This window comes from Lentzea sp. NPDC042327, from assembly GCF_040647275.1.
Lineage (GTDB): Bacteria > Actinomycetota > Actinomycetes > Mycobacteriales > Pseudonocardiaceae > Lentzea.
This window is the reverse complement of the sequence record NZ_JBEZBX010000012.1, coordinates 166,529-189,168: the sequence shown is the minus strand read 5'-3', so window position 1 is coordinate 189,168 and position 22,640 is coordinate 166,529. Positions and strand designations below refer to the sequence as shown.

The window sequence follows — 22,640 nt, the reverse complement described above, 5'->3', positions numbered from 1 at the left end:
AACATGGACATGGGGGTTCAGGGGCTGAACACGGGCGACGCGATCGCCCCCGCCGAGACTCGTCGGCTGGCCGAGCTGGTGGAGGCGCTGGGGTACCGGTCGTGGTGGGTGGCGGAGCACGTGGTGCTGCCCTCGCCGAAGGCCGACCCGTCGCCGGCGGAACCGGACACGCCGCTGCTCGACCCGCTGGTCAGCCTGAGCTTCGTGGCCGCGGCCACGACCAGGCTGGAGCTGGGCACCGGCATCGTGATCCTGCCGCAGCGCAACCCGGTGGTGCTCGCGAAGCAGGTGGCGTCGCTGGACGTGCTGAGCGGCGGCCGGTTCACGCTCGGTGTCGGTGCCGGCTACCTGCACCAGGAGTTCGCCGCGGTCGGCGTGCCGTTCGCGGGCCGTGGCCGGCGCACGGACGAGTACATCGACGCGATGCGGGAGCTGTGGCACTCGCCGGCGCCGTCGTTCTCGGGCAGGCACGTCTCGTTCAGCGGCATCGACGCCCACCCGCGCCCGGCCAACGCCCGGATCGCGGTCGGCGGTGCCAGCGACGGTGCCCTGCGGCGGGCGCTGACCCGCGGCAACGCGTGGATCGGCATCGGCACGCCGGAGGAGACGGCGGCCAACCTCAAGCGGATCCGCAGGCTGTCCGCGATGACCGAACGACCCGACTCGCTCGGCGCGCTGGAGATCGACGTCCTCGCGACGGCCCCGCTGGACGCGTCGGTGGTGCGGCAGTACGAGGACCTCGGCGTCGACCAGCTGATCGTGGTCCCCTCGTCGGTCGACCTGCCGGTGGACGAGGCGCTGGCGAGCCTGATCGCACTGCGGTAGGTAGCCTGAACGGCCGTGATCCCCGTAGTCGTCCTGGCCGGTTTCCTCGGCGCCGGCAAGACCACCCTGCTCAACCACCTGCTGCGCACGTCCGGCGGCACGCGGATCGGCGTGGTCGTCAACGACTTCGGCTCGATCAACATCGACGCGTTCGCGGTGTCCGCGCAGGTCGACTCGATGGTGGCGCTGTCGAACGGCTGCCTGTGCTGCGCCGTCGACGGCTCCGAGCTGGCCGACATGCTGGGCACGCTCGCCACGGCGGACCTGGACGTCATCGTCATCGAGGCGTCCGGGCTCGCCGAACCGTCCGCGCTGGTCAGGATGGTGGTCCAGGCACCGGACGTGGCGTACGGCGGGCTGATCTACGTGGTCGACGCCGTGGAGCTCGACGCCGTCGACCACCTCGACCGCGACCTCGCGCTGGCGGACCTGGTGGTGCTGAACAAGGTCGACCGGGTGGACGCGCTGCCGTCGTTGCCGTGCGAGGCGCCGGTGCTCGCGGTGTCGTACGGCCGGATCGACCCGGCGCTGCTCTTCGAGGTGCGGCCACCGGACCCGGGCCCGCGCCAGCTGGCGTTCGACGACCTGGAAGACCACTCGACGCACGCGCACGCCGCGTACGACACCGTGACGTTCACGTCCGAGGACCCCCTGCACCCCAGGCTGTTCATGGACTTCCTGTCCGCGCGGCCACCGGGGTTGTTCCGCGCCAAGGGTTTCGTGCAGTTCGAGCACGGCACCTTCATGCTGCACACCGTCGGCGCGTACGTGTCGTTCACACCGGTCGAGCCCGCCCCGACCCAGCTGGTGCTGATCGGGACGGGCATCGACGCGGACTCGGTGACCGACTGGCTGCTCGCGTGCGTCGCGCTGGAGCCGGTCAGCTCCGAGGAGATGCTGTGGGTGCTGCGGTACGCCCGCTGATCACGTGCAGAGCGCGGTGTCGACGACGTCGAGCATCTGCTGGAGCGACTTCTCCGCGTCGCCGTAGGTGCCGAACAGCGCGGTCGCGGTGATCGCGGTGTGGCGCCCGCCGTCCGTCGCGGCACCGAACGACGAGAACCCGTGAATCGTGCCGCCGTGACCCCAGTAGACGCCACCGCAGCTGAGCTTCGTGCTCTCCAGGCCGAGTCCGGCCGCGTTCCGGTCGTCGATCGGGATGGTCCTGCGCATCTCGTCGAGCTGCGGTTTCTGGAGGAGCTCGCCCCGCAGCAGCGAGCGGTAGAACCGGGCGATGTCCTGCGGCGTGGAGACGAGCGCACCCGCCGCCCAGGCCCAGGACGAGTCGAGCTCCGTCGCGTCGACCGCCTTCGACCTCGGGTCGAACAGGTCCGCCGGCGCGTACCCGCGGGCGTGCCGGCCGCGGATGGTCCGCTCGCCCTGCGCCGGCCAGTAGGTGTCGCGCAGCTGGGCCCGGTCGAGCACCCGCCGCTGCACCTCCTCCGCCACCGGCCGGCCGGTCACCTTCTGCACCAGCAGCCCCGCGACGACGTAGTTCGTGTTGCTGTAGCTGTACTTCTCACCGGGCGCACCGGTCACGGGCTGCTTGAGCCCCGCGTCGAGCAGCTCGTACGGCTCGAAGTACCGGTCGCGCACGTCCGCGATCTTCGCGACGCCCACCGCGACCGAGAACTCGGGCAGGCCGCTGGTGTGCTGCAGGACCTGCCGGACCGTGATGCGCTCGTCCTCGATGCGCGGGACGTAGTTCTTGACGGGCCCGTCGAGCGCGACCTCGCCCTCGCCGACGAGCTGCAGGACCGTCACGGCCACAAAGGACTTGGTGATGCTGCCGACCCGCACCCGCCCGTTGACGGGTGCGTTGCCCTTCGCGTGGTTGCTGCCGTTGACGTGCATCTCGACGCCGGGCATGCCGTCCTCGACGATCCGGTCGAGCTGCTGCGGTATCGGCGTGACGAGGCTGAGGGCGGCTAAGGCCGCGACGACCTTCACTTCGCACCGCACAGTGCACTGTCCACAGTGGCCAGGATCTGGTCGTGCGCCTTGGCACCCTTCTCCGGCGTGTCCTGGAACGTGCCGGGCAGCGCCGTGACCGCGATCGAGAACGCACGGCCCTTCTCCGTGACGCCACCGCGGGTCTCGTACCCGTGGATGTCACCGCCGTGACCCCAGTACTTGCCACCACAGCTCAGCGTCGTGCTGGCGATGCCCAGCCCGTACGCCGAACCCGGCCACATCTCACCGGCGGTGTCGACGGTCTTCTGCATCTCCGTCAGCTGCGCGGCGGGAACCAGGTCCCCCTTGAGCAGCGCCTGGTAGAAGGTGTTGAGGTCCTTGGTGGACGAGACGATCTGCCCGGCGGCCCAGCCCCACGACGGGTCCATCTCGGTGACGTCGGTGGGCACGCCCTTGACGCGGTCGTACCCCTTGGCGTGCTTGCCGCGGATGCCCTGCTCACCCTGGCCAGGCCAGTAGGTGTCCTTGAGCTTGAGCTTCTGCACGATCCGCTGGTCGACGTTCTCCGCGATCGGCCGCCCGGTGACCTTCTGCGCGATGAGCCCCAGCAGCACGTAGTTCGTGTTGCTGTACTTGAACTTCTCCCCCGGCTGGTGCGTCGGCGGCTGCTGGTTCGCGACGGCCAGGAGCTCGTACGGCTCGAAGTACCGGTGCCGCACGTCCTCGAACTTCTCGAGCCCCAGGAAGCCCGTGTAGTTCGCGAGCCCGCTGGTGTGGTTGAGCAGCTGCCGCACCGTGATCCGGTCGTCCTTGATGGCGCCCGGCAGGTACCTCGTGACCGGCACGTCCAGCTCGACCTTGCCCTCGGCCACCAGCTGCATGATCACGACGGCGACGAACGCCTTGGTGTTGGACCCGGCCCGCACCTGCCCGTTCTTCGGCACCGGCACCCGCTTGTTCAACTCGGCCGTCCCCGCGGTGTACGCGGTCGCCCTGCCGTGCGCGTCGGTCGTCGTCGCCAGCGCCGCCGGGAACTCCTTGGCCAGCCCGTCGAGCTGCTTCTGCACCTGCCCCGCCGGCGTGGCCATGGCCGTCCCACTGCACAGCATGGCCGCCGCCAACACTCCTACCAGCGTCTTCTTCATCGTTCGTCCCCTCGTTCGGCTTGAGGAAGACGATTCCAATTCCGCGCCGCGCACACAGTCAGGCACACTGCCGTTGATCAGGTAGAGCCTGCTCCACCTAGTACCGGACGTCGCTCAGGAGCAGCGGCGGGTAGACGGTGGACGCCTCCCCGTCGACCGTGGCACCCGCGAACTGCAACATGGCCCGCAACTCCCCGTGCAACGGCGCCGGGTAACCCAACTCCGGCGCGCACACCTCGTCCAGCCTGCGGAGCTGCTCCCCGCTGAGGACGACCTCCTCGAGGTTGCTCTCCAGGTGCTCCAGCCGGCGCGCACCGATGATCGGCACCACCGTCCCCGCCCGCTGCCTGAGCCACGCCAACGACACCGCCGCGGCCGAGGCACCGACCTCCTCGGCAACCTCCACCACCACGTCGATGACCCGGAACTCCGCCTCACCGGGCCCACCCACGAACTTCACCCGTTCCGAGTCGCCGACCCGCCCGTCCCGCCGGTACTTGCCCGACAGGAACCCGTTCTTGAGCGGACTCCACGGCACCAGCGCCATGCCCAGGTCCCTCGCCATCGGCGCCACCTCCCCCTCCACGGTCCGCGCCAACAGCGAGTACTCGGCCTGCAACGCGATCAGCGGCGTCCACCGGTTGAGCTCGGCCATCGTCTGCGCCCGCGCCGTGACCCAGGCAGGCGTGTTGGAGAACCCGATGTACCGCACCTTGCCCGATCCCACCAGATCGTCGAGCACCCGCATGGTCTCCTCGACCGGGGTGTTCCGATCCCAGTTGTGCAGCCAGTAGAGGTCCAGGTAGTCCGTGCCGAGCCTGCGCAACGTCTCTTCGAGCTGCTTGCGGACGGCACTCCGCCCCGCCCCACCACCGTTCGGGTCGCCGGGGTGCATGTTGAAGAAGAACTTGGAGGCGAGGACGACCCGGTCCCGGTCCTTGGTCCTGAAGTAGTCGCCGAGGATCTTCTCGGAGTGCCCGTTGGTGTAGAAGTTGGCCGTGTCGATGAAGTTCCCGCCGCGTTCGAGGTAGGCGTCGAGCATCTTCTCCGCTTCCTCGACACTGCAGCCGGCAGATCCCGGGTCCTCGCCGAAGGTCATCGCGCCGAGGGCGAACGGGCTGACGCGGAGGCCGGACCGGCCGAGGGTGACGTAGTGGTCGAGTGGCATCTCTTGGCTCCTTGGGCTGCTGTTTCGCTGCTCCAATGAAACCGGTGCTGGGGTGGTCGGCGGTACGACGATGCTCCTGGGGTCTTGCCTGATCCTCTCGTTCGGCTTGGCCTTGGTCGTTCGGGCGGGTGGGGAGTGTCAACCGTGAGGTGGGTAACCCGAGCGACATGGCGTGATGACGATCGGTAGGCTGTGCCGGCGAGGGCTGCTAGCTCAATTGGCAGAGCAGGAGACTTTTAATCTTCGGGTTCAGGGTTCGAGTCCCTGGCGGCCCACCAAACCCCCAGGTCACAGGCCTGGGGGTTTCGCATTTCAAGATCACTGATACGCCTTTGATGCGCTTTACTCCCTGACTCTCAACTTGCGGCCTCTCCCGGTTCGTCCTGCTCAGGCCGGTCGAGCGCTCCTTCCAGCGCGTCAGCCGCCTTCCGATCGACCGCCTTCCGAGCCAGGTAGGTGTCCTGAGTCATGGACGGCCGGGCGTGCCCGAGCTGGTCCGCGACGACCCGCGCAGAGAGCCCCGCCTCATCGAGAATCGTGGCCGCCGTCTTCCGGAAGACGTGCGAGGTCACCCAGGCGAACTCATCGCCTCCACGGGCGTTCCGAATGTCCCTGCGGGTGTTCGACGGGTCACGCAGGCCACCGAGGCTGTTCGGGAAGACCGGCCCGTCCGGGAACAGCGTGGCCTCACGCCGACGCCGCAACATGTCGAGCGCCCACCTGGGCAACGGGAGCGTCCGTTCACCTGCCTCCGTCTTGGTCGACTTCCTGATCAGCCCGAGCCCACCGGCCCGGATGACCGTGTAGTTCACGTCGACCGTTCCGGCCTCGAAGTCGACGTCGTCCCAGTAGACCGCCAGCGCCTCACCGATCCGCACGCCCGTGGCCATCATGAACCGCGACAGGTCAGGCAGGTCCTTCCGAACCGCCGCAGGGTCGGACTCCAGCATCTCCAGCCACAACAGACGCTCCTCCCGTGTAAGCGCCCTCGGGCTCTTCTTCCGCCCACTCTCCAGCGGGTCCGTGTCCCTCACGGGGTTCGTGTCGAGCGCTCGATCCCGCACAGCGATCCGCAGGGCACCCGAGATCACCGAGCGCGCCGTCTTGGCACTGTCGACGCCGACCGACCTCCACAGCGCGCCCAGGAACGCATCGATCCGGGCGACCGTCATCTCACGAATCCGCAGCTCACCGAGGCCCGGAAGGACATGCCGGCCGAGGATGCTCCGGTAGGTGTCGAGGCTGCTCGGCGACCGCTTGCCCATGTCCACGAGCTTCTGGAACTTCACCTGCCACGCTTCGAGCGCATCCTTGAACCGGCTGTCTGGCGTCAACGAGTCTCCCGACGGGCCTTTACGCTCAGCGAGCGCCTTCTTGAGCCTGCGCTCAGCCTCAGGCTTGGTCTTCCCTCTCCGAAGCACCGGCCGAGTCTTACCGTCGAAATCGCGGTAGTTCGCGACGGCCGTCCAGCCTGCTTCCGTTTGATTGCAACGAATCTTGCCGTACGTGCCGATGTCGAGCGGCGGACGAGCCATCAGGCCGCCTCCTCAAGCAGGTGCTCGAACCAGCTCCGTACCTCGGACGGCAAGTACCGCAGGTGCTTCCCCAAGCGCCGTGCGGGCGGGCCGTAGTTCTTGGTCCTCCAGCCGTAGAGCGTGTGGACCGGGACGTTCAGGTAGGCCGCAACGTCACTGACTGTCCACAGTGGCTCGAACTGGTGTGTCTCCATGATGTTCCCCCTTTGATCAAGCAGCGTGCGGAGTTGCCGAACTCCCCGGAGGTCCGGCAGATGCGAGCAGCGCGGCCGTGTATTCGGCCTTCCACCTCCGCCGCTCAGCGACAGCACTCAAGAGCAGGTGCGCCCGTGGCGGCACGTTCGGGTCGCCGGGCTCGACGTTGTTCCAGACGACCCGTTGCGGCTGGTCCTCGGGCTTGATCCCGACATCCGCGAGCAGTTGCCGAACGAACGTCTTCCGGTCGTGCTTGTGGTCAGCGAGCGACTTCCCGGACCACTTCCGCGACACGAGCACCCGCCGCCCAGCGACACCGAGCGTGGTCCGCTTGTGCGCCTTCCCCTTGCACTTGCCCGGCACAGTGGACAGCCGAGCCCCGCGAGGCTGGACGCCGTAGAGCAGCCAGATCGGGCACTGCGGCGAGCAGGGCGCGACCGCGAGCTCAGCGCACAGCCGTTCGGCGTGGTCCTCTTGGCGCGCGGTCTGCGCCTCGAAGCACTCGTTGATGCTTTTGGTCAGGTATTTCGTCAGGTAGCCGATGTGTCGGCCGGCCTCTTCCGTTCCGCCGAGGATGCCCTTGGAGTGCACCTGCACCCCGAACCGCGCGACATGCGCGGGCCGCTCCACCTGATCGAGCGCGTCTTCCCAGGTCGGCAGGGCCTTCCGCGTCTGCGGATCAACGAAGCCCTTGGCCCGGACGTCCCAGACCGGCAGGTTGTCGCCGCCGTACCTGATCTCGTCGTGCTCGGGCCACCAGACCTGGTGGTAGGTGGCTTCAGCGACCGCCCGCAGCTCTGCCCGCGAGATGGAACCCCGAACCGCCGCGTGCCAGTGCGGAGCCAACCGCCTCTGCGGCTCGACGGTCGAGAAGTACTGGACCTCCCAGCCGACACAGCGCCGAAGGTTCTGGACGAACCGATCGAGCAGGGCCGCGAAGTGCACCGCGTCCCGAGCCGCACGCCGGTAGTTGTAGGTCGCCGGGTCAACGGGCGTGCCGTCGCTGCGCACCTTGCCATAGGTGTCGAGCGTCAGCGTGAGGAACGTCGAGGGCTGGTACTTGCCCCCGAACACCTTCCCGACCGTGCGCTTGCTGACCGGCCGCCGAGGCAGGTTGGGCGCGTCCTGCCGCCGCCTGGTGGACCGCTTACGAGCTGCCTTGAGCGGCACTTCCAGGGAGGGAAGTGAACCGCGGACTCCGAGTTGCCGAAGTTCGGCGTCGACCTCCGCGACCTCCTCCCGAACCTCCTCAGCTCCGACCTCGTCACCCTCATCGAGGGCCAGGCGGAAGGCCTTCACGAGATCAGCCCGGTAGGCGGTCAGCTCCCGCTGATCGTCGCTCGGAGCGTCTGGCGTGAAGTCGGGCTCTTCGGTGAGGTGCCATCCCTCGCGGCACTGCGCCATCCGCAGACGCCGGTTCTTCTCCGCGCAGGTGGGACACACGCTGGCCACGGTCGAGCCGCATGGCACCGGGACGATGTCGACGCGTCCGGTGTCGAGATCGATCCGTTCCTTGGCCAACGGCCGGACGCAGACGCCGTGCTCCTCAGCGACGGCACGAGCGATGTCGAGCGCGGCCGGCTGCTTCATCCGCTCCGAACGGGTCAGGTACTCGGTCACGCCGCCGCCCTCCCTTCACCGCTGGTCGGGAACTCGTGCACGGTGGCCGGGGCGAGGTAAACGCCCAGCTCGACCAGGTCCGCATCCGTGACGTGGAACGCCCTCGCACGCTCCGGTTCGCGCTGTCCGTCCTCCTTGAGCCAGGCGACACCAGGCGTGTTCTCGCTGATCTCGTGAGCAGCCGCGCCACGTTGCCGAACGCCATCCCCCAGCACCATGTCCACTTGGACCGGCTCATCGAGCCGCAGCGCAACACGGGTGGTGAACAGGTGCCGGAAGCTCACGACCTCCTTGCGCGGGTCCTGGACCAGGCCCACGACGGCGTAGCCGGGAGCACGTCCCTGCGAGGTGATCGTCTGAACGGCCCGCGTCGCACGTTCCCGGAGGTTCCGGTCCGGCTGGTAGGCGACCAGGTCCGCCAGCTCATCCACGATCAGAATCGTGAACGGCTCACCCGTACCGCGTGCCCACAGACGTCGGATGCCCCGGTACCGCGCCGCACGTTCCTTGACCTCTGCGGCGATTCCTTCAAGCAGCGCAACAGCTTCCGGCCCGTTGTCGTAGATCACCTTCTCGAACGCGTCCGGACACTGCCCCAGCTCCATCCCGCCCTTGGGGTCGATCCCGACGAGCCGGACCATGCCCGCCTTGATGGCAGGGGCGAGCTGCCAGACGATCGACCAGAGAACCGAGCCCTTGCCAGCGCCAGGCACCCCGACCACCAAGACTTGGGAGCCGAGCAGCTTCAGCCGCCAGGGCTTACCGGTCTCGGTACGGCCGACGACAACGCGCTTGAGGTCAACGTCCCCGACAGCGGCGAGCTGCGGCACGGCGACCGGACGAGACAGCGGATCGGAGTGGATGAAGTCGAGCTCAAGCACACTCGGCCGCAGCACCCGCACACGACAAGACCGCGCGTTGAACGAGTGCGCCAGGTTGTCCCGCCGCGCTTCCCACTGTTCCGGAGACTGCGCCGGGATCATGCGAACCCGGACCTTGTCCCGCCAGCCCTCCGACCGGACGCGGCGCAGCTTCGGGCGGTACTCCCTGCCTCGACTGTCCTTAGCCAGCTCAGCCAGCCGCATCACGGTGCGCCAATGCGGCACGTACACCGTGAGCCGCCGCCACTCGGTCAGCACGCGGTACCAGCCGTACCGCAGGAACGAGCCGCGATCGAGGCCGTACCAGACCGTCAGAGCACACACGAGCGATAGCAGCGCCAGGATGAGCGGCGACAGCCCGAACTCGCGGTAGCCGATGTAGCCGCCGAGACACGCCGTGACCGCGACCGGGTACCGGACCGTCACCATGACGAGCTTCACAGCCAGTCGGCCGGCGAGCCAGATCAACGCGAACGGCGCAAGCACAACCTTGATCCAGCCAGGAAGCCACACCCACCACGGGACCTGCGGACGCGCGCCCTCGAACGGCGCGGGATCGACCCAACGGTTGCCCTTCATCGCGCACCGCCAGCGCACTTGAGGCACTGGAAGACGCTGCCAACACTCGGGATGTGCCCAACAGGCTGGAACGCTCCCGACTCCGTGGTGTGCTGCGTTTTGCAGGTCAGGCACTCGAAGCCCTCAGCCTGCGCGGCCGTGAGTTCTAACGTCTCCAGGCTGCCGCCGTCGAGCATCACGACGTAGCTGGAGACGGTCTGCTTGCTGGAGATCATCCGATCCCACAGAAGCTGTTTCGTGGCGCTGTCTGGCGCAGGAATGCGCCCAGGCTCTACGCTCATCTTGTTCACTCCCGAGTTGGGTGGACAACGCAGGAGCGGCGAGGTTGGTAGCCGGGTTCCGCTCCTGCGTCTCACGTTCTCTTTGCACCGCAACAAGACGTGCGGCATCGCCACGTGACCCAACGAAGCCACGCGCTCTGTCCAATAAGGACTTTTGCTAGCTCTTCGCGGTCTTCGTGACCTTGATCGCTTCCCCCTTCTCGCGCTCACGGTTCGCCCAGTACATGGCCTCGTGGTGGTGGCTGCGGTCGCTCTCAGCAACTCGCGCGTAGATCGCGGCGGAGCGGAGGTAATACTCCCGCAGAACAGCGGGAGCGGCCTTGGGGTTGGGCAGTAGCTTGCTCAGCACGTCGTGTGCTTCGCTCAGCGTTCGGGCCTGCTCAGCGAGCCCCCAATGCATGGCCTCAGTCGCGGGCATCGGAAGCCTCCTCCGCGAGGGCATGACGCCCCTCCTGCCGAGCGGCCGAAGCCTGGAGAGCGCGCCACCCCTGGTCGAGCACGTCCCGCAGCTGCGGGACCACATCCCGATCGACGACGAGCACGGCGGGGAAGGCGTTGCCAAAGCGGATCTCGATCCGGTCGGCGAACGGCATCGCAAGGGGCCTCATTGGCACGCCGTCGGTGAGGTGAACGCGCACCAGGTCAGGCATCACGCCGCCTTAGCGGCTGGCTTGCCGACGACCGGCTTCATGCCGGAGGCCCGCAGGCTGTAGCCGAGCTTCGCGCGGCAGCGGTGACGCTCACCCGCGTGCACCCCACGGCACCCCTTGTCATCGATCCACGGTGTGACCGTCAGCCCCTCGAACACGACCGGCCGGACGTCCGTACCGGGGATGGCCTCCGGCGGCACCGGCTGGTGAGGCGCGGAGATCTTCACTGTGACCACCGCGTCCGTCTTGCGCTCCGCGGCCTGGTCGATGACCAGCACAGACCACACGAGGAGACCGGTTTCCTTGTCCTTCTCCTGCTCGGGCGGCAGACCCTTCGCCCGCTCTTCGGCGGACTGGAACTTGAGCACGGGCTCAACGCCCATCACGAGCGCGCCCCTGGGAAACACGAAGTCGTGACCCGCAGGGAGCCTGCTCCCACCTGTGATCGCCATCGTGGCTCTCCTGTCGTAGGTGTCGTCCAGACCGGTTGTCCGGAGTTCTCGACACCTACGACTTTCGGCTGAAAACCGGGACGTGAGCACCGCATGGCGGGACTTCTAGAGACGTCCCTACTAACGTAAGACGTCCCTGGCGTCCCCGAGGACGTCCGAGAGGAGCGATCATGGCAAACGAGCGACTACGAGATGCGTTGCTACGCAACGGACTCACATACGAGCAGGTAGCCAAGGCCACGGGCGTCGACCAGAAGACCGTCGAACGCTGGATCACGAAGGGCCGCGCGCCGTACCCGCGCCACCGCAACACCATCGCATCTATGGTCAAAGAGACCGAGACATACCTCTGGCCGGACGCAGTCGCGCCAGAGAGGAAGGCAGAGATCACCGAGTCCGAGGTGGTCAAGCTCTACCCGCACCGCAACTCGATCCCCCCAGACCTGTGGGACCACCTCATCACCAACGCCACCCGGCACGTCGAGGTGCTGGTCCACGCCGGCATCTTCTTGGTGGAGCGACCAACGTTCATGCGGGACCTGGCCAACAAGGCCGCGAACGGCGCGCGCATCCGGCTGATCTTCGGCGACCCGGCAAGCCGCGAGGTTGCCAAGCGCAGCGACGAGGAGCAGCTGGGCAAGGGCACGCTCGGGTCCCGCATCCGCAACGCACTGGCGTTCTACCGGCCACTGGTGGGTGTGGACGGTGTGGAGATGCGCTTCCACAAGACGACGCTCTACAACTCGATCTTCCGCTTCGACGACGAGATGGTCGTCAACACGCACGTCTACGGCTTCCAGGCCGCGCACGCTCCGGCGCTACACCTGCGACGGCTCGCTGCGGGCGATCTCTTCGAGACCTACTCTGAGAGCTTCGAGCACGTCTGGAACCTGTCCAAGCCAGCAACGTTCTGAGGGAGTCGCATGGCCCGCGTGGATTACTTTCAAGACCCTGACGCCCCACAGGCCAACAGCCTCCGCCCTGCTGTCAGCGCATTTGTCCAAGACAAAACTGGCCGACTGCTGATGATTCGACGTACCGACAATGACAAGTATGCGATTCCTGGCGGTCAGCAAGAAATCGGCGAAACCCTTGCGCAGGCAGCAACCCGGGAAGTTCTGGAGGAAACCGGAATAAAGATAGAGGTAACCGGACTTGTTGGCCTTTACTCAAATCCGGAACACGTTATAGCATACGACGATGGTGAAGTTAGACAAGAATTCTCGATTTGCTTTCGAGGAAAACCCGTTGAGGGCGAACTGAGCACCAGCACGGAATCCAAGGAAGTCTGCTGGGTGTCGCCTGATCAAATTGGCAGACTCGATATACACCCGTCGATCCGTCTACGCATCGACCACGGATACGCCGATACCCAGAAACCATACTATTCCTAATATCTCCGACCACGCAGTTCCTTCAAGCGCGATTACTTCACGCTGAATCGCGCCACACTTTAGCATTATTGACGGCAGCCCATTCAGCAAGAAGCCTTCCAACCTTCATTTTCTTAAACTGACTCAAGTCAACCGCCACCCGGAGCGCGTTTCGAACATTCTCCTTTGAGACTCGATTTCCCCACCAGACATCCAACGCGCCAGTCAAAATAGAAATGAGATCATGCCCACAACAAGACCTCAAATCGTTCCATCCACTCGCAGCGCACGCTGTCAAGAGGATCTCAATTTCCGAATCGGACTTCACGCTCGCCTTAGACTTGGATTTGATTAGAGCAGCAAGTTCAGTGTATCGATACGAAGGAATCTTCCTATCAATACACGCTCCGAGCGGAAGTTCTCTTAGCATGAGATTATACGAGTGCAGTTGAGAAATCAGCCGCAATGCCCCCACTACAAGGCAAAGTTTTACGATCATATCGGTCGGCTTATTAGCGTCACAACCATCAGGCTTCTGCCTCAGGCTACTCACAGAAGCGTAAGCACGGATGACCCGATCAGCCACGTCAGACCAGAAGAAGAGATCGGATTCCAGATCGTAATACTCGGTCGCGATTAGATTAGCGGACAGACTATCGGGATCCGCCCCAAAGAACCTATCTAAGTCGGAATCAACTACACCAACGACCTTCGGGACCTCGGTCTTATCGACTATATCGATTGCACGTTGCACGCGCGGTCGATCATGTCCCACCACAAGCTCTACTTGATCCTCGTCAACATGAAGTTCAAATGTACGAAGATCAGAAGGTCCCTCGACCACGATAATCGTCTTATCGCTATTGCCGCGAAGCAGAAAAATTTCTGAGAAGACGTCTTCGCCTGTGAGATCATCCTGCATCAGGCATCAGCTCGCTTCGAGGCAGAAAGCTTAATGGCCCGATCCCACCACTGGCTAATAACCTGAGGTGAGTGGGTTGCGATAACGAATCGAAGTCCTGCGACCTCAGAGATCCTGCGGATATCACTAATGAACTTCTTCTGCCACGCAACGTGGAGGGAAATCTCCGGCTCGTCTACCAGGACCAGGCTTCCTGGCGCAGTTTGAAACAGAAGCTTATAGGTCATCACAACTTCATGCTGCTCGCCGGACGAAAGATCATTCGCCTTAATTATCTGCCCAGTCGTTGTTTCGAAATAAAAACCGTCTTCACGATCAATGAACATCTTCTTGAACTGAAATCGTGAATTTACAATATCGCGAAAAAGTCGCACGCGGTTTAGTAGACCTCGAAACGAGTCAAGCTTCTTATCGGTATCGTCAAGGTAAGTACGCAGGAATATGATCTCCCAATCTTCAAGTTCGCGCGGCGGAAGCAACATTTCAGAAGACGCGTCCAGAAGAGCAATCTGCGCAAGCTCCTCGCGTAGCTCGTTTTGCTCAATGTACCGAGTGCGAATAGCCTCTTCAGTCACGACCGGCATCGGCAGTGCCCCGCTAGCCTCCTCTAGAACTCGACGAGCAAAGCTACTGTCAAGCCGCTGGGAAATCCGAGAATTCTCGGCCATCGCTTCCCGCAAGCTGCGAGCGAGTGAAACGGCAAGTTCAAGAACAGTGTAAGACGGTTCTTCCCTATCCCCTACAGCGCGTCCTCGTTCGTCGCGACGCGGCTCGGAGATCATTAGCCTTTGGGTCTCGATCAGGTTAACCGATATCCGATCGAAGAAATCGATAACTTCTTTCGTCGGCAGCTTGGTAGAACCTCGCGAGGACATCAACCCCAGCTCAAGCCCTCTTTCGACCGCCTCGCGAATGGACAATATTCGCCCGCTTCGGGAGTCTACCCAACGACCAGAAGAAAGCTCACGGATCGGAAGGGAGGGATCGGCGGAGACGGCTCTGCGTAGCATATGGAGGTGCTCGCTCATACCTCTGCGTGATCCTCTGGACGTATTCCATACAACGGGCTTATGACCTGGAATCTCAAGCGTAAGCTCGGGATATTCAAACTTGAGATACTCGGGCTTTCCTGATGGATCACTATCTTCATCAATGTCATCTTGCTCAACACTCTTATGAACAGTAAGTCGAACATTCCCTTCAAATAGAAAAACTGCGCTTTTGAAGGGGATCTTTGCGAGCGAATGGAACTTCTGTGTCAGAGTTGAGTGAATCAGCTCAAGCAGCTTTGTCTTTCCGACACCATTGGGACCATACAGGATACAAAAGTCCCAGTCAGCTGGAAACTTGACAGTATGGTCGAACTGTCCTAGAAGCTCGATGACATCGACGCGCACCAGGTTAGGCATTTCACCTCCGCTATCTCAAGTGGGAGATAGTACATCGCTTGCCACCTCCGGCACCCAGTTCACCTCAGTCAGACACGTGCACGTTGTATCGCAAGGCGGCAGCGAAACGTTGCAGAATTTGGCTCTACAGGATCAAGGCGCCGCCGCTGGCGGCGCGTGCGGTATGGCGCTGCACCAACATCCATCCCGGCACTCCCGGCATCCGCTTCGCTCCACCGGTCGGCCGGGCGGCGCTGCGCACCGGGCCTCAGGCACCAGCTGACAACCCGCCCGATCCGAGCCTGATTCGTCCCCGACTCCCTACGAGCGCCAGCATGGTCACCCAGGCTGGCTAGGCACGGCACTCGACTGCCGCGACGGCTACGCCGCCTTGCCACCGATCAGGTCCCAGACGAAGCCGCAGGAAGGCTCGACGAGCACCAGGCCGAGCCACCCCGACGCCGCGAGCATGACACCGGCCGGCAGCGCCGCGTCAAGGCTGGAACGAATACCTTGACCCAGCACCACCGGCCGCGTTCAAGGCTCAGTGTCGGGATGATGGCAGGGTTTGGGCGGTCCAGATGGACCAAGATCATGATGCGCTTTAGTCTCGTAAAACGTCGATAAACGTCGAAAAGCGACTGTCCACAGTGCTCAGATCAAGACCGCATCCGTGCAGGTAGCGAGCAGTGTCGAGCAAGATCGGCGAACAACGCCAAGCGAAAGCTCTTACTCTTCGGGTTCAGGGGTCGAGTCCTTGGCGGCCCACCACATCCGAGGTCAGCGGCCTGGGTGTGGCTTTGGTGGATCCTCCCCGCACAGAACCGTTGGGCACCCGACCTCACGGCCCTCTTTCAGCCTCCGAGCAGTCCGTTGACGGTCTCTGCAACCCGGCGGTCGGCCGTCTTGTGAGTCAGCCGGGTGTTCTCGGGCAGCAGGGGCCAAGCAGCGCCGAACTGATCTTGAGGAGCCGAAGAGACTCATGAGGGTGTTCAGGGATATACAACCGCACGCTCGCGGACTAGATCCCACAGACTGACGTCCAGCTCGGCGAAGACGAGCAGTTCGTCAACCGACTGGAAGGGCAGCGACCGTTGATTGCGAGCCCGGTCAATCTGCCTGGCTGCACGGTCGTCGAGTCCGCAGCAGTGAGCTATGACGGGGAGCGGAGCGGTGTTGATGTCCACTAGTCCGCCGTCGTCGTACTGTCGTGGCAAATCCGGTCGGCCGATTCGAAGATCGCGTGCCAGTGCCGGGTCTCGCGAGATGAGCGCGCGGGCTTCCTCTCGCTTCGCACGCAGCGCCAGCGCCGCGGCAACGGCGGGATCCGCGGCCCACGGCTGCTGTGGCAGAGGAGACGGCCGGACGGGGTGCGGTAGCCCGTAGACGTCCCTTCGAATGCCGCTGAGCTGGATGCATGCCGCCACGATCAGAGCGATGGCACCGATGCTGCCGATGGTGCTGCGCACGTCTGTGGTGGCAGCCGCAGGCTGGCCCTGGGAGGACGGCATGATGATCATCAGCACGATCGCGGCCGCTGCGTAGAGCGCAGTCCACCACCAGAGTGATGGTCTGCGCAGGCGATGCGCGGCATGCGCGAAGGGGACAGCAGCGAAAAGGCCGGCGCTCGCGATCACCAGGACGAAGTACCACGTGCCGCCTGCACGACGAGGAAGACTCATGGCGCGGACCTTTCAGAGCGGGGCAGGTCCTTACTGCTGGCCTATCGCCGACAACCGCTCAAGAGTTTCACCCTCGGATGAGGTCGATCCACCTTGGACTTGGTGGCGCTCAAGTCGTAGGGTCCACAACCTCACGACTTGCACCTGGGAGATGTTGTGTCATAGGGGCGCACAACAACTTGCACCTCGTCTGCGTACAAGATCACGCCGGGGTCTTCTGACCGGCGCTCCACCCACCCGATCCCGTACCGGTCGAGCAGGTCGAGGTAGCCGGGCACCCTGGCGAGCAGGTGCGAGGCTGCGGTCAATCGGAACCAGCACGACACGACAGGGTTGAGGGTTTTGTCGAACAGGCTGGGGTCCACGGCTCCGGGATCGGGGTAAGCCGCGTCGTACCAGTCGTTGCCGGCGCGCCAGAACGCCCAGTCCTCCGGTGTCAGCCGACCTGCTCGGGCGAGGCCGTTGGCCAACCCGAAGATGCCCGTCGGGGACTTGCCGGGAGCTGCCTCGGACGCCTCGAAGCGGATGTAGGTCACGGAGCCGATCTTGGCAACTGCGCGAAGACCAACGAAAGAGGCCGACGTGCAACCAGCACGTCGGCCTCCAACAACCACCACGATCAGTGGTGTGCCACACCTCCACCAACCGAAGCAGACGCCCGGCTCGGCAGCAGCACCGCCACCACGATGGTCGCCGCGGCCAGCACGGTCGCCACCACGAACGCGATCTTCATGCCGCTCAGCTGAGCCGCACCGGCCGCAACGCCGTCGGCCACCAGCGAGCTGGCACGGGCGGACATCACGGTCACGACCAGCGCGGTGCCCAGGGCCGCGGCGACCTGTTGGAGGGTGCCGAGGATCGAGCTGCCGTGCGGGTACATGTCGGGGGGCAGGGCGCCCATGCCGAGGGTGAAGATCGGGGTGAAGGTGGCGGCCAGGCTCACCATCAGCAGTGCGTGCAGGGCGAGGATCTGCCAGTACGGCATGGTGGTGGAGATCTGGGTGAAGCCGGCCAACGAAAGCACGATGCCGATGGAGCCGGGCAGGACCAGGGGGCGGCTGCCGAGGCGGTCGTAGACCTTGCCGACCGTGGGGCCGAGGAGGCCCATGGCGAGGCCGCCGGGCATGAGGAGCAGGCCCGTTTCCAGTGGGGTGAGGCCGCGGAGGTTCTGCAGGTAGAGGGGCAGCAGGATCATCGAGCCCATCATCGCCAGGAACGCGACGCACATCAGGATCAGGGCCAGGGCGAACGTGCGGTGGCTCAGGGTGCGGAGGTCCATCAGCGGGGCGCCGGTGCGCTGCAGGCGGAGTTGGCGGAGCACGAAGAACGTGATGGTGGCGGCGCCTGCCACGACGACGCCGATGGTCGGGCCGAGGTGGTCGGTGCCCTCGCCGAACAGGCTGAGGCCGTAGACCAGGCCGCCGAAGCCGACGGTTGCGAGGGCTGCGCTGAGCCAGTCAATCGTGCTGACCTTGGGTTCGCCGATGTTGGTGAGCTGGCGCAGGCCGAAGTACGTCACGGCGCCGGCGATCGGGAGGACCGCGACGAAGAGCAGGCGCCACGAGCCGAGTTGCAGGATCAGGCCGGAGATCGCCGGGCCCATGGCCGGGGCCACGGAGATCGCGAGGGTCACGTTGCCCATCACGCGGCCGCGGTCCTGTTCGGGGACGACGGTCATCAGCGTGGTCATCAGCAGCGGCATCATCACGGCGGTGCCGGCGGCCTGGACGATGCGGCCGATCAGCAGCACGGTGAACGTCGGCGCGGCCGCGGAGATCGCGGTTCCCGCCATGAACACGCTCATCGCGATCAGGTAGCCCTGGCGGGTCGTGACGCGCTGCAGGAACCAGCCGGTGATCGGGATGACGGCGGCCATGGTGAGCATGAACGCGGTGGAGACCCACTGGGCGGCCTGTTCGCTGACGTGCAGCGACTCCATCAGGCGCGGGATCGCGTTGATCATCAGGGTCTCGTTGAGGATGACCACGAACGTCGCCAGCACCAGCAGGCGCACCACGAGTGGTGTTCGACTCGCTTGCGCGGTCGGTCGGTCTTGGATCGCAGCAGGCATGTCAGGCCCTCACTAGGTAGCTGGCTGGCACAGTCGCGTCGCGGCCAAGGCCGCCGGCGTCGTCGTCGACGCCGGTTGAGACCGGCAGATCAGGTAGAACTCATCGGTGGGTCCGAGTGTTCCTCATCGCCGCGTTCGTCTCACCCGAATTCCGCCTCCGGCAGATCCGGCGCTCGTCCGCCCACCGGTACGTCGAACTGGGGTAACGCCGATCGACAGACCGCTCGAAAAGTCTTTTGGACAACGGTCTCGGACCGTGGTCCGAGGCGGGCGGTCGGACCACGGTCCGATCACGGGGAACGGCCGCGCTGGCAGCGTTGCCGACCATGACGGACGAGGTGTTCCCGAACGGGTGGACCGCCGGTGTCGCACTGGTCCTCGGGCCGGTGCTGCTGCTGGTGGGGACGTTGCTGCGGTCGCCGTTCCACTTCTTCTTCCCCGACCAGCTCAGGGCCGCCGCCGACCACCCAGGGCTGATGACGGCGGCCTACACGGTGTTCCTCGCCGGGCACGTGGTGATGTGGCCCGCTGTGGCCGAGGTCGCGCGGCGGGTCGCGGGGCGGCGGCCGGTGTGGGCGGCCTGGGGCGGGGTGCTGGTCACGGTGGGGTTGTTCGCCCGGACGTTCCACGCGGGCGTGGACCAGGCGGCGTTCGGCGCGGTGCGGCACCGCGGGGTCGAGGAGGCCACGCGGCTGGTCGCGGACGGGTACGGGGACCTGCACCTGTTCAGCCACCTGTCGTTCACGATCGTGTTCGGCTGGTGCGTGCTGGCGGTGGGCGCCTACCTGGGTGGGGTGCTCGGGCCGGTGAGGGCGGTGGCGCTGGCAGCCATGGGGCTGTTGCCGCTGGGGGTGCTGAAGGGTGCGGAGGTGCTGTCGGTCGTGGGCACGGCCGGGTTGTGCGTCGCGCTGGTCCCGCTGGGAGTCAGGACCTTGCGCGAGCTGCCGCGGCCGAGCCGCAGGGCGGTCGTGCTGGCGGTGCCGGTCGCGGTGGGGTTAGGGGCGCTCGCGTTCGTCAGCACGCTCGGCTGAGCGCGAGGCGAACGGCCAGGCGAACCACAGGCCGGCGAAGACGAGGAACGCCACCGCGCCCACGAGGATCGCGGGCCAGCCGCCGACGACGACCTCGGCCAGCAGCAGCACCGTGCCGGTCATCGCGAGTGCGAGGAAACCCAGGCCGGCCAACGCGAACGTGTTGCCGGACGACACGACGTCCTCGCGGCGGCCCTGGCGGAACAGCACGCGGTGCCAGGCGGCGGGGGCGGTGAGGAACGCGACGGCGATGGCGGCGCACAGGACGGTGACGAGGTGGGTGACGCGGACGTAGGCGCCGACGGTCGAGTACTTGTCGGTGAAGGCGATGGAGAGCAGGAAGCCGAACAGGATCTGCACACCGGCCTGCGCCACGCGGAGCTCCTGCAGCAGCTCGTTGACGTTGCGCGCGAGCCTGTGCTGATCGGACTCCTCGGCTTCGCTCACGCCTTCCCGCGTACCCGGTCGCCCCCGTTCGAAACGCGGCGACCGGGCGAACCAGCCCCTCAGAACCGGTTGATCACGAAGAAGTCCGTCACGAACGCGACCGGGTCGCCCGCGGCGTTGCGGCCCACCCACGTCGGGTAGACGCCGTCGCCCCAGCCGGTCGAGAACGCCACCACGTTCAGGCCCGACTCGACGTCGGTGACGTTGGCAGGCCCGCGACCGCCGCCGACCGCGCTCAGCGCGTCGATGAGCTCGCAGCCGCCCTGGTCGTCGCCGGCGAGCCGGTCGACGGCGGGTGCCGCGGAGAGGTCGAAGAACGCGCCGGTGCTCGACTCGACCTCGTACCCGAAGCGCTGGCCCGGCAGCATCGGCGTCACGTGCTCGCCCGGCACCAGGGCCGGCTCCCAGACGTAGGCGGGTTCGTCGCGCACGGTCAGCTTGGCGGCGGCGACCCGGTAGCCCTGGCGCACGTCGGGGAACCCGTCGCGGTCGAGCCACGACACCAGGGAGACCGCGACCGGGTACTTGCCCGGCTCGAACGTCGCGGTGAACGGCTCGGCGTCCTCCGGCCACAGCACGAACGGGTCGGCCGCGACCAGCCGGCCGGTGGGCATGGCCAGGAAACCGACCTCGCGCACGCTGATGACCTGCTGCTCGTCACCACCGGTCGGTCTGCCGATGGGACCTTCCTCGAAGAAGAGCTCGAACCCGGTCTTGATCAGCTGACTCGCCCCCACGCTTCGGTCTCCTTTCCAGGTGGCATGTTGGCAGAAGGGGTACGCCACCCGATCGGGGCACCACCACCACGATCCGGCCGGGCTCCGGGAAATCGGCGTTCAGCAGGCACTTCCGCGGCGGGGGGCGCGCATCGGCGAAGATCCGGCCAGGTCAGTGCCGTAACCTGGTGGTCGTGTCCGCCCCCACCCTCAAGATCGGCCCCTACGCCGTCGACCCGCCCGTTGTGCTCGCGCCGATGGCCGGGATCACCAACGTCGCGTTCCGGCAGCTGTGCCGTCAGTACGGGGCCGGGCTCTACGTCTGCGAGATGATCACGGCGCGTGCGCTGGTCGAGCGGGACCCGATGACCATGCACATGATCACCTTCGACGAGGGGGAGAACCCGCGGTCGATGCAGCTCTACGGCGTCGACCCGAAGAACGTCGGCGAGGCCACGAAGATGATCGTGGACGAGGACCTCGCCGACCACATGGACATGAACTTCGGCTGCCCGGTGCCCAAGGTGACGCGCAAGGGCGGCGGGGCGGCGCTGCCGTACAAGCGGGAGCTGTTCCGGCAGATCGTGCGGGCCGCGGTGCGCAACGCCGGGGACATGCCGGTGACGGTGAAGTTCCGCATCGGCATCGACGAGGATCACCTGACCTACCTCGACGCGGGGCGGATCGCGCAGGACGAGGGTGCGCAGGCCGTGGCGCTGCACGCGCGCACCGCGTCGCAGCGGTACTCGGGCAAGGCGGACTGGAGTGCGATCGCGCGGCTCAAGGAGGCCGTGACGAGCATTCCGGTGCTGGGCAACGGCGACATCTTCAGCGCTCAGGACGCGCTCGACATGGTGGCGCGGACCGGGTGCGACGGCGTGGTCGTCGGGCGCGGGTGCCTCGGGCGGCCGTGGTTGTTCCGCGACCTGCAGGCGGCGTTCCGGGGCGAGGAGGTGCCGCCGGGGCCGTCGCTCGGCGAGGTGGCCGAGGTCCTGCGCACGCACGCGCGGCTGCTGGCGGCGCACGACGGCGAGAACAAGGGGTTGCGCGACCTGCGCAAGCACATGGCCTGGTACTGGCACGGGTTCCCGGTCGGCGGGGACACGCGGCGGGCGTTCGCGATGGTGTCGAGCCTGCAGGAGCTGGACGACCTGATCGGTCAGCTGGACGCGGACGTGCCGTTCCCGGCCAACGCCGAGGGGCCGCGCGGGCGGCAGGGGTCCGCCGCCAAGGTCGTGCTGCCGGAGGGGTGGCTGGACGACCCCGAGGACGCGACCGTTCCCGCCGGTGCGGACGTGATGCACTCCGGTGGCTGAGCGCGCGGCGGTTCTCCTGGTCTCCCTGCTGCTGCTCGCGGGTTGCGGCGGTCCCGTCGCGGGCAAGGCGCGGCCGGTGTCGTTGTCCGACGGCGACCGCGCGAAGTTCCGCGAGTACTACGAGCGGGTCAACAAGGCCGGCGACGAGGGTGCCGAGCAGCAGGCCGCGCTGTTCAAGGACACCCAGCACCCGGACTTCAAGCAGAAGACCTGCAACCTGCGGGGCGCCACCCTGAAGGTCGAACCGACCTGGTCGACGCTTCGGATGGACGCCGACTGGGCACCCCCTGGCGAGAAGTCCCACCCACGCGGGGACGTGTACGTCGTCGCCGTGACGGTGACGCTGCGCCAGGAGGACGCGGTCGTCGGCAGCCAGATCGGATCACTGCACGTGGTGCTCCTCGACGACGAGGTCTACGGGTTCGCCCCCTGTCCCGGTGGCTGAGCGG

The 22,640-nt window shown here is 66.0% G+C and carries 26 protein-coding genes and 1 tRNA gene; 8 read left to right on the top strand and 19 right to left on the bottom strand.

Annotation, left to right across the window (positions count from 1 at the left end):
- Positions 1 to 9: 9 nt before the first annotated feature.
- A complete protein-coding gene (locus AB0A63_RS28515; RefSeq protein WP_360396835.1) occupies positions 10 to 825 on the top strand; it encodes an LLM class F420-dependent oxidoreductase in 816 nt (271 codons plus the stop codon).
- A 15-nt stretch (positions 826 to 840) separates the two neighbouring features.
- The gene (locus tag AB0A63_RS28510) at positions 841 to 1,749 is read left to right on the top strand and encodes a GTP-binding protein (RefSeq protein ID WP_360396833.1); all 909 of its coding nucleotides are present in this window, start codon (positions 841 to 843) and stop codon (positions 1,747 to 1,749) included.
- Here the strand turns inward: AB0A63_RS28510 and AB0A63_RS28505 are convergent, their stop codons facing one another.
- The 3 genes from AB0A63_RS28505 to AB0A63_RS28495 all read right to left on the bottom strand — a co-directional run bounded on the left by AB0A63_RS28505 (position 1,750) and on the right by AB0A63_RS28495 (position 5,052).
- A complete protein-coding gene (locus tag AB0A63_RS28505) occupies positions 1,750 to 2,775 on the bottom strand; it encodes a serine hydrolase domain-containing protein (protein ID WP_360396831.1) in 1,026 nt (341 codons plus the stop codon).
- Positions 2,772 to 3,884: a serine hydrolase domain-containing protein gene (locus AB0A63_RS28500; RefSeq protein ID WP_360396829.1), complete on the bottom strand. Its 1,113-nt coding sequence runs from the start codon at positions 3,882 to 3,884 to the stop codon at positions 2,772 to 2,774. Before AB0A63_RS28500 ends, AB0A63_RS28505 begins: the two co-directional genes overlap by 4 nt.
- A 97-nt stretch (positions 3,885 to 3,981) precedes the next feature.
- On the bottom strand, positions 3,982 to 5,052 hold the full coding sequence (locus AB0A63_RS28495; RefSeq protein ID WP_360396827.1) for an aldo/keto reductase: 1,071 nt from the start codon (positions 5,050 to 5,052) through the stop codon (positions 3,982 to 3,984).
- A 202-nt stretch (positions 5,053 to 5,254) separates the two neighbouring features.
- Here AB0A63_RS28495 and AB0A63_RS28490 point away from each other — a divergent pair.
- Positions 5,255 to 5,330: transfer RNA gene (locus AB0A63_RS28490), tRNA-Lys, on the top strand.
- Positions 5,331 to 5,408: 78 nt separating this feature from the next.
- Here the strand turns inward: AB0A63_RS28490 and AB0A63_RS28485 are convergent.
- From AB0A63_RS28485 to AB0A63_RS28450, 8 genes are all read right to left on the bottom strand, one after another.
- Positions 5,409 to 6,587 carry a site-specific integrase gene (locus AB0A63_RS28485; RefSeq protein ID WP_360396825.1) on the bottom strand — a complete coding sequence of 393 codons (1,179 nt, stop codon included), beginning with the start codon at positions 6,585 to 6,587 and terminating at the stop codon, positions 5,409 to 5,411.
- On the bottom strand, positions 6,587 to 6,781 hold the full coding sequence (locus tag AB0A63_RS28480) for a helix-turn-helix domain-containing protein (protein ID WP_065915790.1): 195 nt from the start codon (positions 6,779 to 6,781) through the stop codon (positions 6,587 to 6,589). Before AB0A63_RS28480 ends, AB0A63_RS28485 begins: the two co-directional genes overlap by 1 nt.
- A 16-nt stretch (positions 6,782 to 6,797) precedes the next feature.
- Positions 6,798 to 8,372, bottom strand: a complete 1,575-nt coding sequence (locus AB0A63_RS28475) for a replication initiator (protein WP_360396889.1) — start codon at positions 8,370 to 8,372, stop codon at positions 6,798 to 6,800.
- Between the two features lie 26 nt (positions 8,373 to 8,398).
- Positions 8,399 to 9,880: an FtsK/SpoIIIE domain-containing protein gene (locus AB0A63_RS28470; protein ID WP_360396823.1), complete on the bottom strand. Its 1,482-nt coding sequence runs from the start codon at positions 9,878 to 9,880 to the stop codon at positions 8,399 to 8,401.
- A complete protein-coding gene (locus AB0A63_RS28465; RefSeq protein WP_360396821.1) occupies positions 9,859 to 10,152 on the bottom strand; it encodes a hypothetical protein in 294 nt (97 codons plus the stop codon). Before AB0A63_RS28465 ends, AB0A63_RS28470 begins: the two co-directional genes overlap by 22 nt.
- 148 nt (positions 10,153 to 10,300) lie before the next feature.
- Entirely contained in the window at positions 10,301 to 10,543 is a 243-nt protein-coding gene (locus AB0A63_RS28460; RefSeq protein WP_360396888.1) for an AMED_5909 family protein, read from the bottom strand.
- 4 nt (positions 10,544 to 10,547) lie between these two features.
- Complete coding sequence (locus AB0A63_RS28455) at positions 10,548 to 10,793, bottom strand: hypothetical protein (RefSeq protein WP_143091657.1); 246 nt, start codon at positions 10,791 to 10,793, stop codon at positions 10,548 to 10,550.
- Positions 10,793 to 11,176 carry a plasmid replication, integration and excision activator gene (locus tag AB0A63_RS28450; RefSeq protein ID WP_329788693.1) on the bottom strand — a complete coding sequence of 128 codons (384 nt, stop codon included), beginning with the start codon at positions 11,174 to 11,176 and terminating at the stop codon, positions 10,793 to 10,795. The genes AB0A63_RS28455 and AB0A63_RS28450 overlap by 1 nt, the downstream gene beginning before the upstream one ends.
- A gap of 239 nt (positions 11,177 to 11,415) precedes the next feature.
- On the opposite strand from AB0A63_RS28450, the gene AB0A63_RS28445 reads away from it, so the two are divergent.
- The gene (locus AB0A63_RS28445) at positions 11,416 to 12,159 is read left to right on the top strand and encodes a DUF5919 domain-containing protein (protein ID WP_330271191.1); all 744 of its coding nucleotides are present in this window, start codon (positions 11,416 to 11,418) and stop codon (positions 12,157 to 12,159) included.
- Positions 12,160 to 12,168: 9 nt separating this feature from the next.
- Positions 12,169 to 12,639, top strand: coding sequence for an NUDIX domain-containing protein (locus AB0A63_RS28440; protein ID WP_360396819.1), 471 nt, complete (start codon positions 12,169 to 12,171; stop codon positions 12,637 to 12,639).
- A gap of 37 nt (positions 12,640 to 12,676) precedes the next feature.
- Here AB0A63_RS28440 and AB0A63_RS28435 read toward each other — a convergent pair whose 3' ends face one another.
- The 6 genes from AB0A63_RS28435 to AB0A63_RS28410 form a co-directional block, all read right to left on the bottom strand.
- Positions 12,677 to 13,540 (bottom strand): hypothetical protein, encoded by an 864-nt coding sequence (locus AB0A63_RS28435; protein WP_360396817.1) that lies wholly within the window; start codon positions 13,538 to 13,540, stop codon positions 12,677 to 12,679.
- Positions 13,540 to 14,949: an AAA family ATPase gene (locus AB0A63_RS28430; RefSeq protein ID WP_360396815.1), complete on the bottom strand. Its 1,410-nt coding sequence runs from the start codon at positions 14,947 to 14,949 to the stop codon at positions 13,540 to 13,542. Before AB0A63_RS28430 ends, AB0A63_RS28435 begins: the two co-directional genes overlap by 1 nt.
- 360 nt (positions 14,950 to 15,309) lie before the next feature.
- A complete protein-coding gene (locus tag AB0A63_RS28425) occupies positions 15,310 to 15,456 on the bottom strand; it encodes a hypothetical protein (protein ID WP_360396813.1) in 147 nt (48 codons plus the stop codon).
- Between the two features lie 464 nt (positions 15,457 to 15,920).
- On the bottom strand, positions 15,921 to 16,610 hold the full coding sequence (locus AB0A63_RS28420; RefSeq protein WP_360396811.1) for a hypothetical protein: 690 nt from the start codon (positions 16,608 to 16,610) through the stop codon (positions 15,921 to 15,923).
- A 131-nt stretch (positions 16,611 to 16,741) separates the two neighbouring features.
- On the bottom strand, positions 16,742 to 17,146 hold the full coding sequence (locus tag AB0A63_RS28415; RefSeq protein ID WP_360396809.1) for a hypothetical protein: 405 nt from the start codon (positions 17,144 to 17,146) through the stop codon (positions 16,742 to 16,744).
- Positions 17,147 to 17,229: 83 nt separating this feature from the next.
- A complete protein-coding gene (locus AB0A63_RS28410; RefSeq protein WP_360396807.1) occupies positions 17,230 to 18,627 on the bottom strand; it encodes an MDR family MFS transporter in 1,398 nt (465 codons plus the stop codon).
- A 380-nt stretch (positions 18,628 to 19,007) separates the two neighbouring features.
- Between AB0A63_RS28410 and AB0A63_RS28405 the strand changes: the two genes are divergently transcribed.
- Positions 19,008 to 19,712, top strand: a complete 705-nt coding sequence (locus AB0A63_RS28405; RefSeq protein WP_360396805.1) for a hypothetical protein — start codon at positions 19,008 to 19,010, stop codon at positions 19,710 to 19,712.
- On the opposite strand, the gene AB0A63_RS28400 is transcribed toward AB0A63_RS28405, so the two are convergent.
- A complete protein-coding gene (locus AB0A63_RS28400; protein ID WP_360396803.1) occupies positions 19,677 to 20,159 on the bottom strand; it encodes a DUF6328 family protein in 483 nt (160 codons plus the stop codon). The two genes, AB0A63_RS28405 and AB0A63_RS28400, sit on opposite strands and share 36 nt — an antisense overlap.
- 59 nt (positions 20,160 to 20,218) lie before the next feature.
- Positions 20,219 to 20,896 (bottom strand): DUF4241 domain-containing protein, encoded by a 678-nt coding sequence (locus AB0A63_RS28395; protein ID WP_360396801.1) that lies wholly within the window; start codon positions 20,894 to 20,896, stop codon positions 20,219 to 20,221.
- Between the two features lie 167 nt (positions 20,897 to 21,063).
- Between AB0A63_RS28395 and dusB the strand changes: the two genes are divergently transcribed.
- Both dusB and AB0A63_RS28385 read left to right on the top strand, forming a co-directional pair.
- Entirely contained in the window at positions 21,064 to 22,191 is a 1,128-nt protein-coding gene (gene dusB, locus AB0A63_RS28390) for a tRNA dihydrouridine synthase DusB (protein WP_360396799.1), read from the top strand.
- Positions 22,184 to 22,636 (top strand): hypothetical protein, encoded by a 453-nt coding sequence (locus AB0A63_RS28385; RefSeq protein ID WP_360396797.1) that lies wholly within the window; start codon positions 22,184 to 22,186, stop codon positions 22,634 to 22,636. Before dusB ends, AB0A63_RS28385 begins: the two co-directional genes overlap by 8 nt.
- Positions 22,637 to 22,640: the final 4 nt, after the last annotated feature.

What these genes read in the sequence shown, in the direction of transcription:
- AB0A63_RS28495 (WP_360396827.1), bottom strand. Translation starts at nt 5,052, where the DNA reads ATGCCACTCGACCACTACGTCACCCTCGGCCGGTCCGGCCTCCGCGTC.
- AB0A63_RS28440 (WP_360396819.1), top strand. Translation starts at nt 12,169, where the DNA reads ATGGCCCGCGTGGATTACTTTCAAGACCCTGACGCCCCACAGGCCAAC.
- AB0A63_RS28460 (WP_360396888.1), bottom strand. Translation starts at nt 10,543, where the DNA reads ATGCATTGGGGGCTCGCTGAGCAGGCCCGAACGCTGAGCGAAGCACAC.
- AB0A63_RS28445 (WP_330271191.1), top strand. Translation starts at nt 11,416, where the DNA reads ATGGCAAACGAGCGACTACGAGATGCGTTGCTACGCAACGGACTCACA.
- AB0A63_RS28435 (WP_360396817.1), bottom strand. Translation starts at nt 13,540, where the DNA reads ATGCAGGATGATCTCACAGGCGAAGACGTCTTCTCAGAAATTTTTCTG.
- AB0A63_RS28480 (WP_065915790.1), bottom strand. Translation starts at nt 6,781, where the DNA reads ATGGAGACACACCAGTTCGAGCCACTGTGGACAGTCAGTGACGTTGCG.
- AB0A63_RS28450 (WP_329788693.1), bottom strand. Translation starts at nt 11,176, where the DNA reads ATGGGCGTTGAGCCCGTGCTCAAGTTCCAGTCCGCCGAAGAGCGGGCG.
- AB0A63_RS28430 (WP_360396815.1), bottom strand. Translation starts at nt 14,949, where the DNA reads ATGCCTAACCTGGTGCGCGTCGATGTCATCGAGCTTCTAGGACAGTTC.
- AB0A63_RS28515 (WP_360396835.1), top strand. Translation starts at nt 10, where the DNA reads ATGGGGGTTCAGGGGCTGAACACGGGCGACGCGATCGCCCCCGCCGAG.
- AB0A63_RS28455 (WP_143091657.1), bottom strand. Translation starts at nt 10,793, where the DNA reads ATGCCTGACCTGGTGCGCGTTCACCTCACCGACGGCGTGCCAATGAGG.
- AB0A63_RS28420 (WP_360396811.1), bottom strand. Translation starts at nt 16,610, where the DNA reads ATGAGTCTTCCTCGTCGTGCAGGCGGCACGTGGTACTTCGTCCTGGTG.
- AB0A63_RS28405 (WP_360396805.1), top strand. Translation starts at nt 19,008, where the DNA reads ATGACGGACGAGGTGTTCCCGAACGGGTGGACCGCCGGTGTCGCACTG.
- AB0A63_RS28485 (WP_360396825.1), bottom strand. Translation starts at nt 6,587, where the DNA reads ATGGCTCGTCCGCCGCTCGACATCGGCACGTACGGCAAGATTCGTTGC.
- AB0A63_RS28500 (WP_360396829.1), bottom strand. Translation starts at nt 3,884, where the DNA reads ATGAAGAAGACGCTGGTAGGAGTGTTGGCGGCGGCCATGCTGTGCAGT.
- AB0A63_RS28475 (WP_360396889.1), bottom strand. Translation starts at nt 8,372, where the DNA reads ATGAAGCAGCCGGCCGCGCTCGACATCGCTCGTGCCGTCGCTGAGGAG.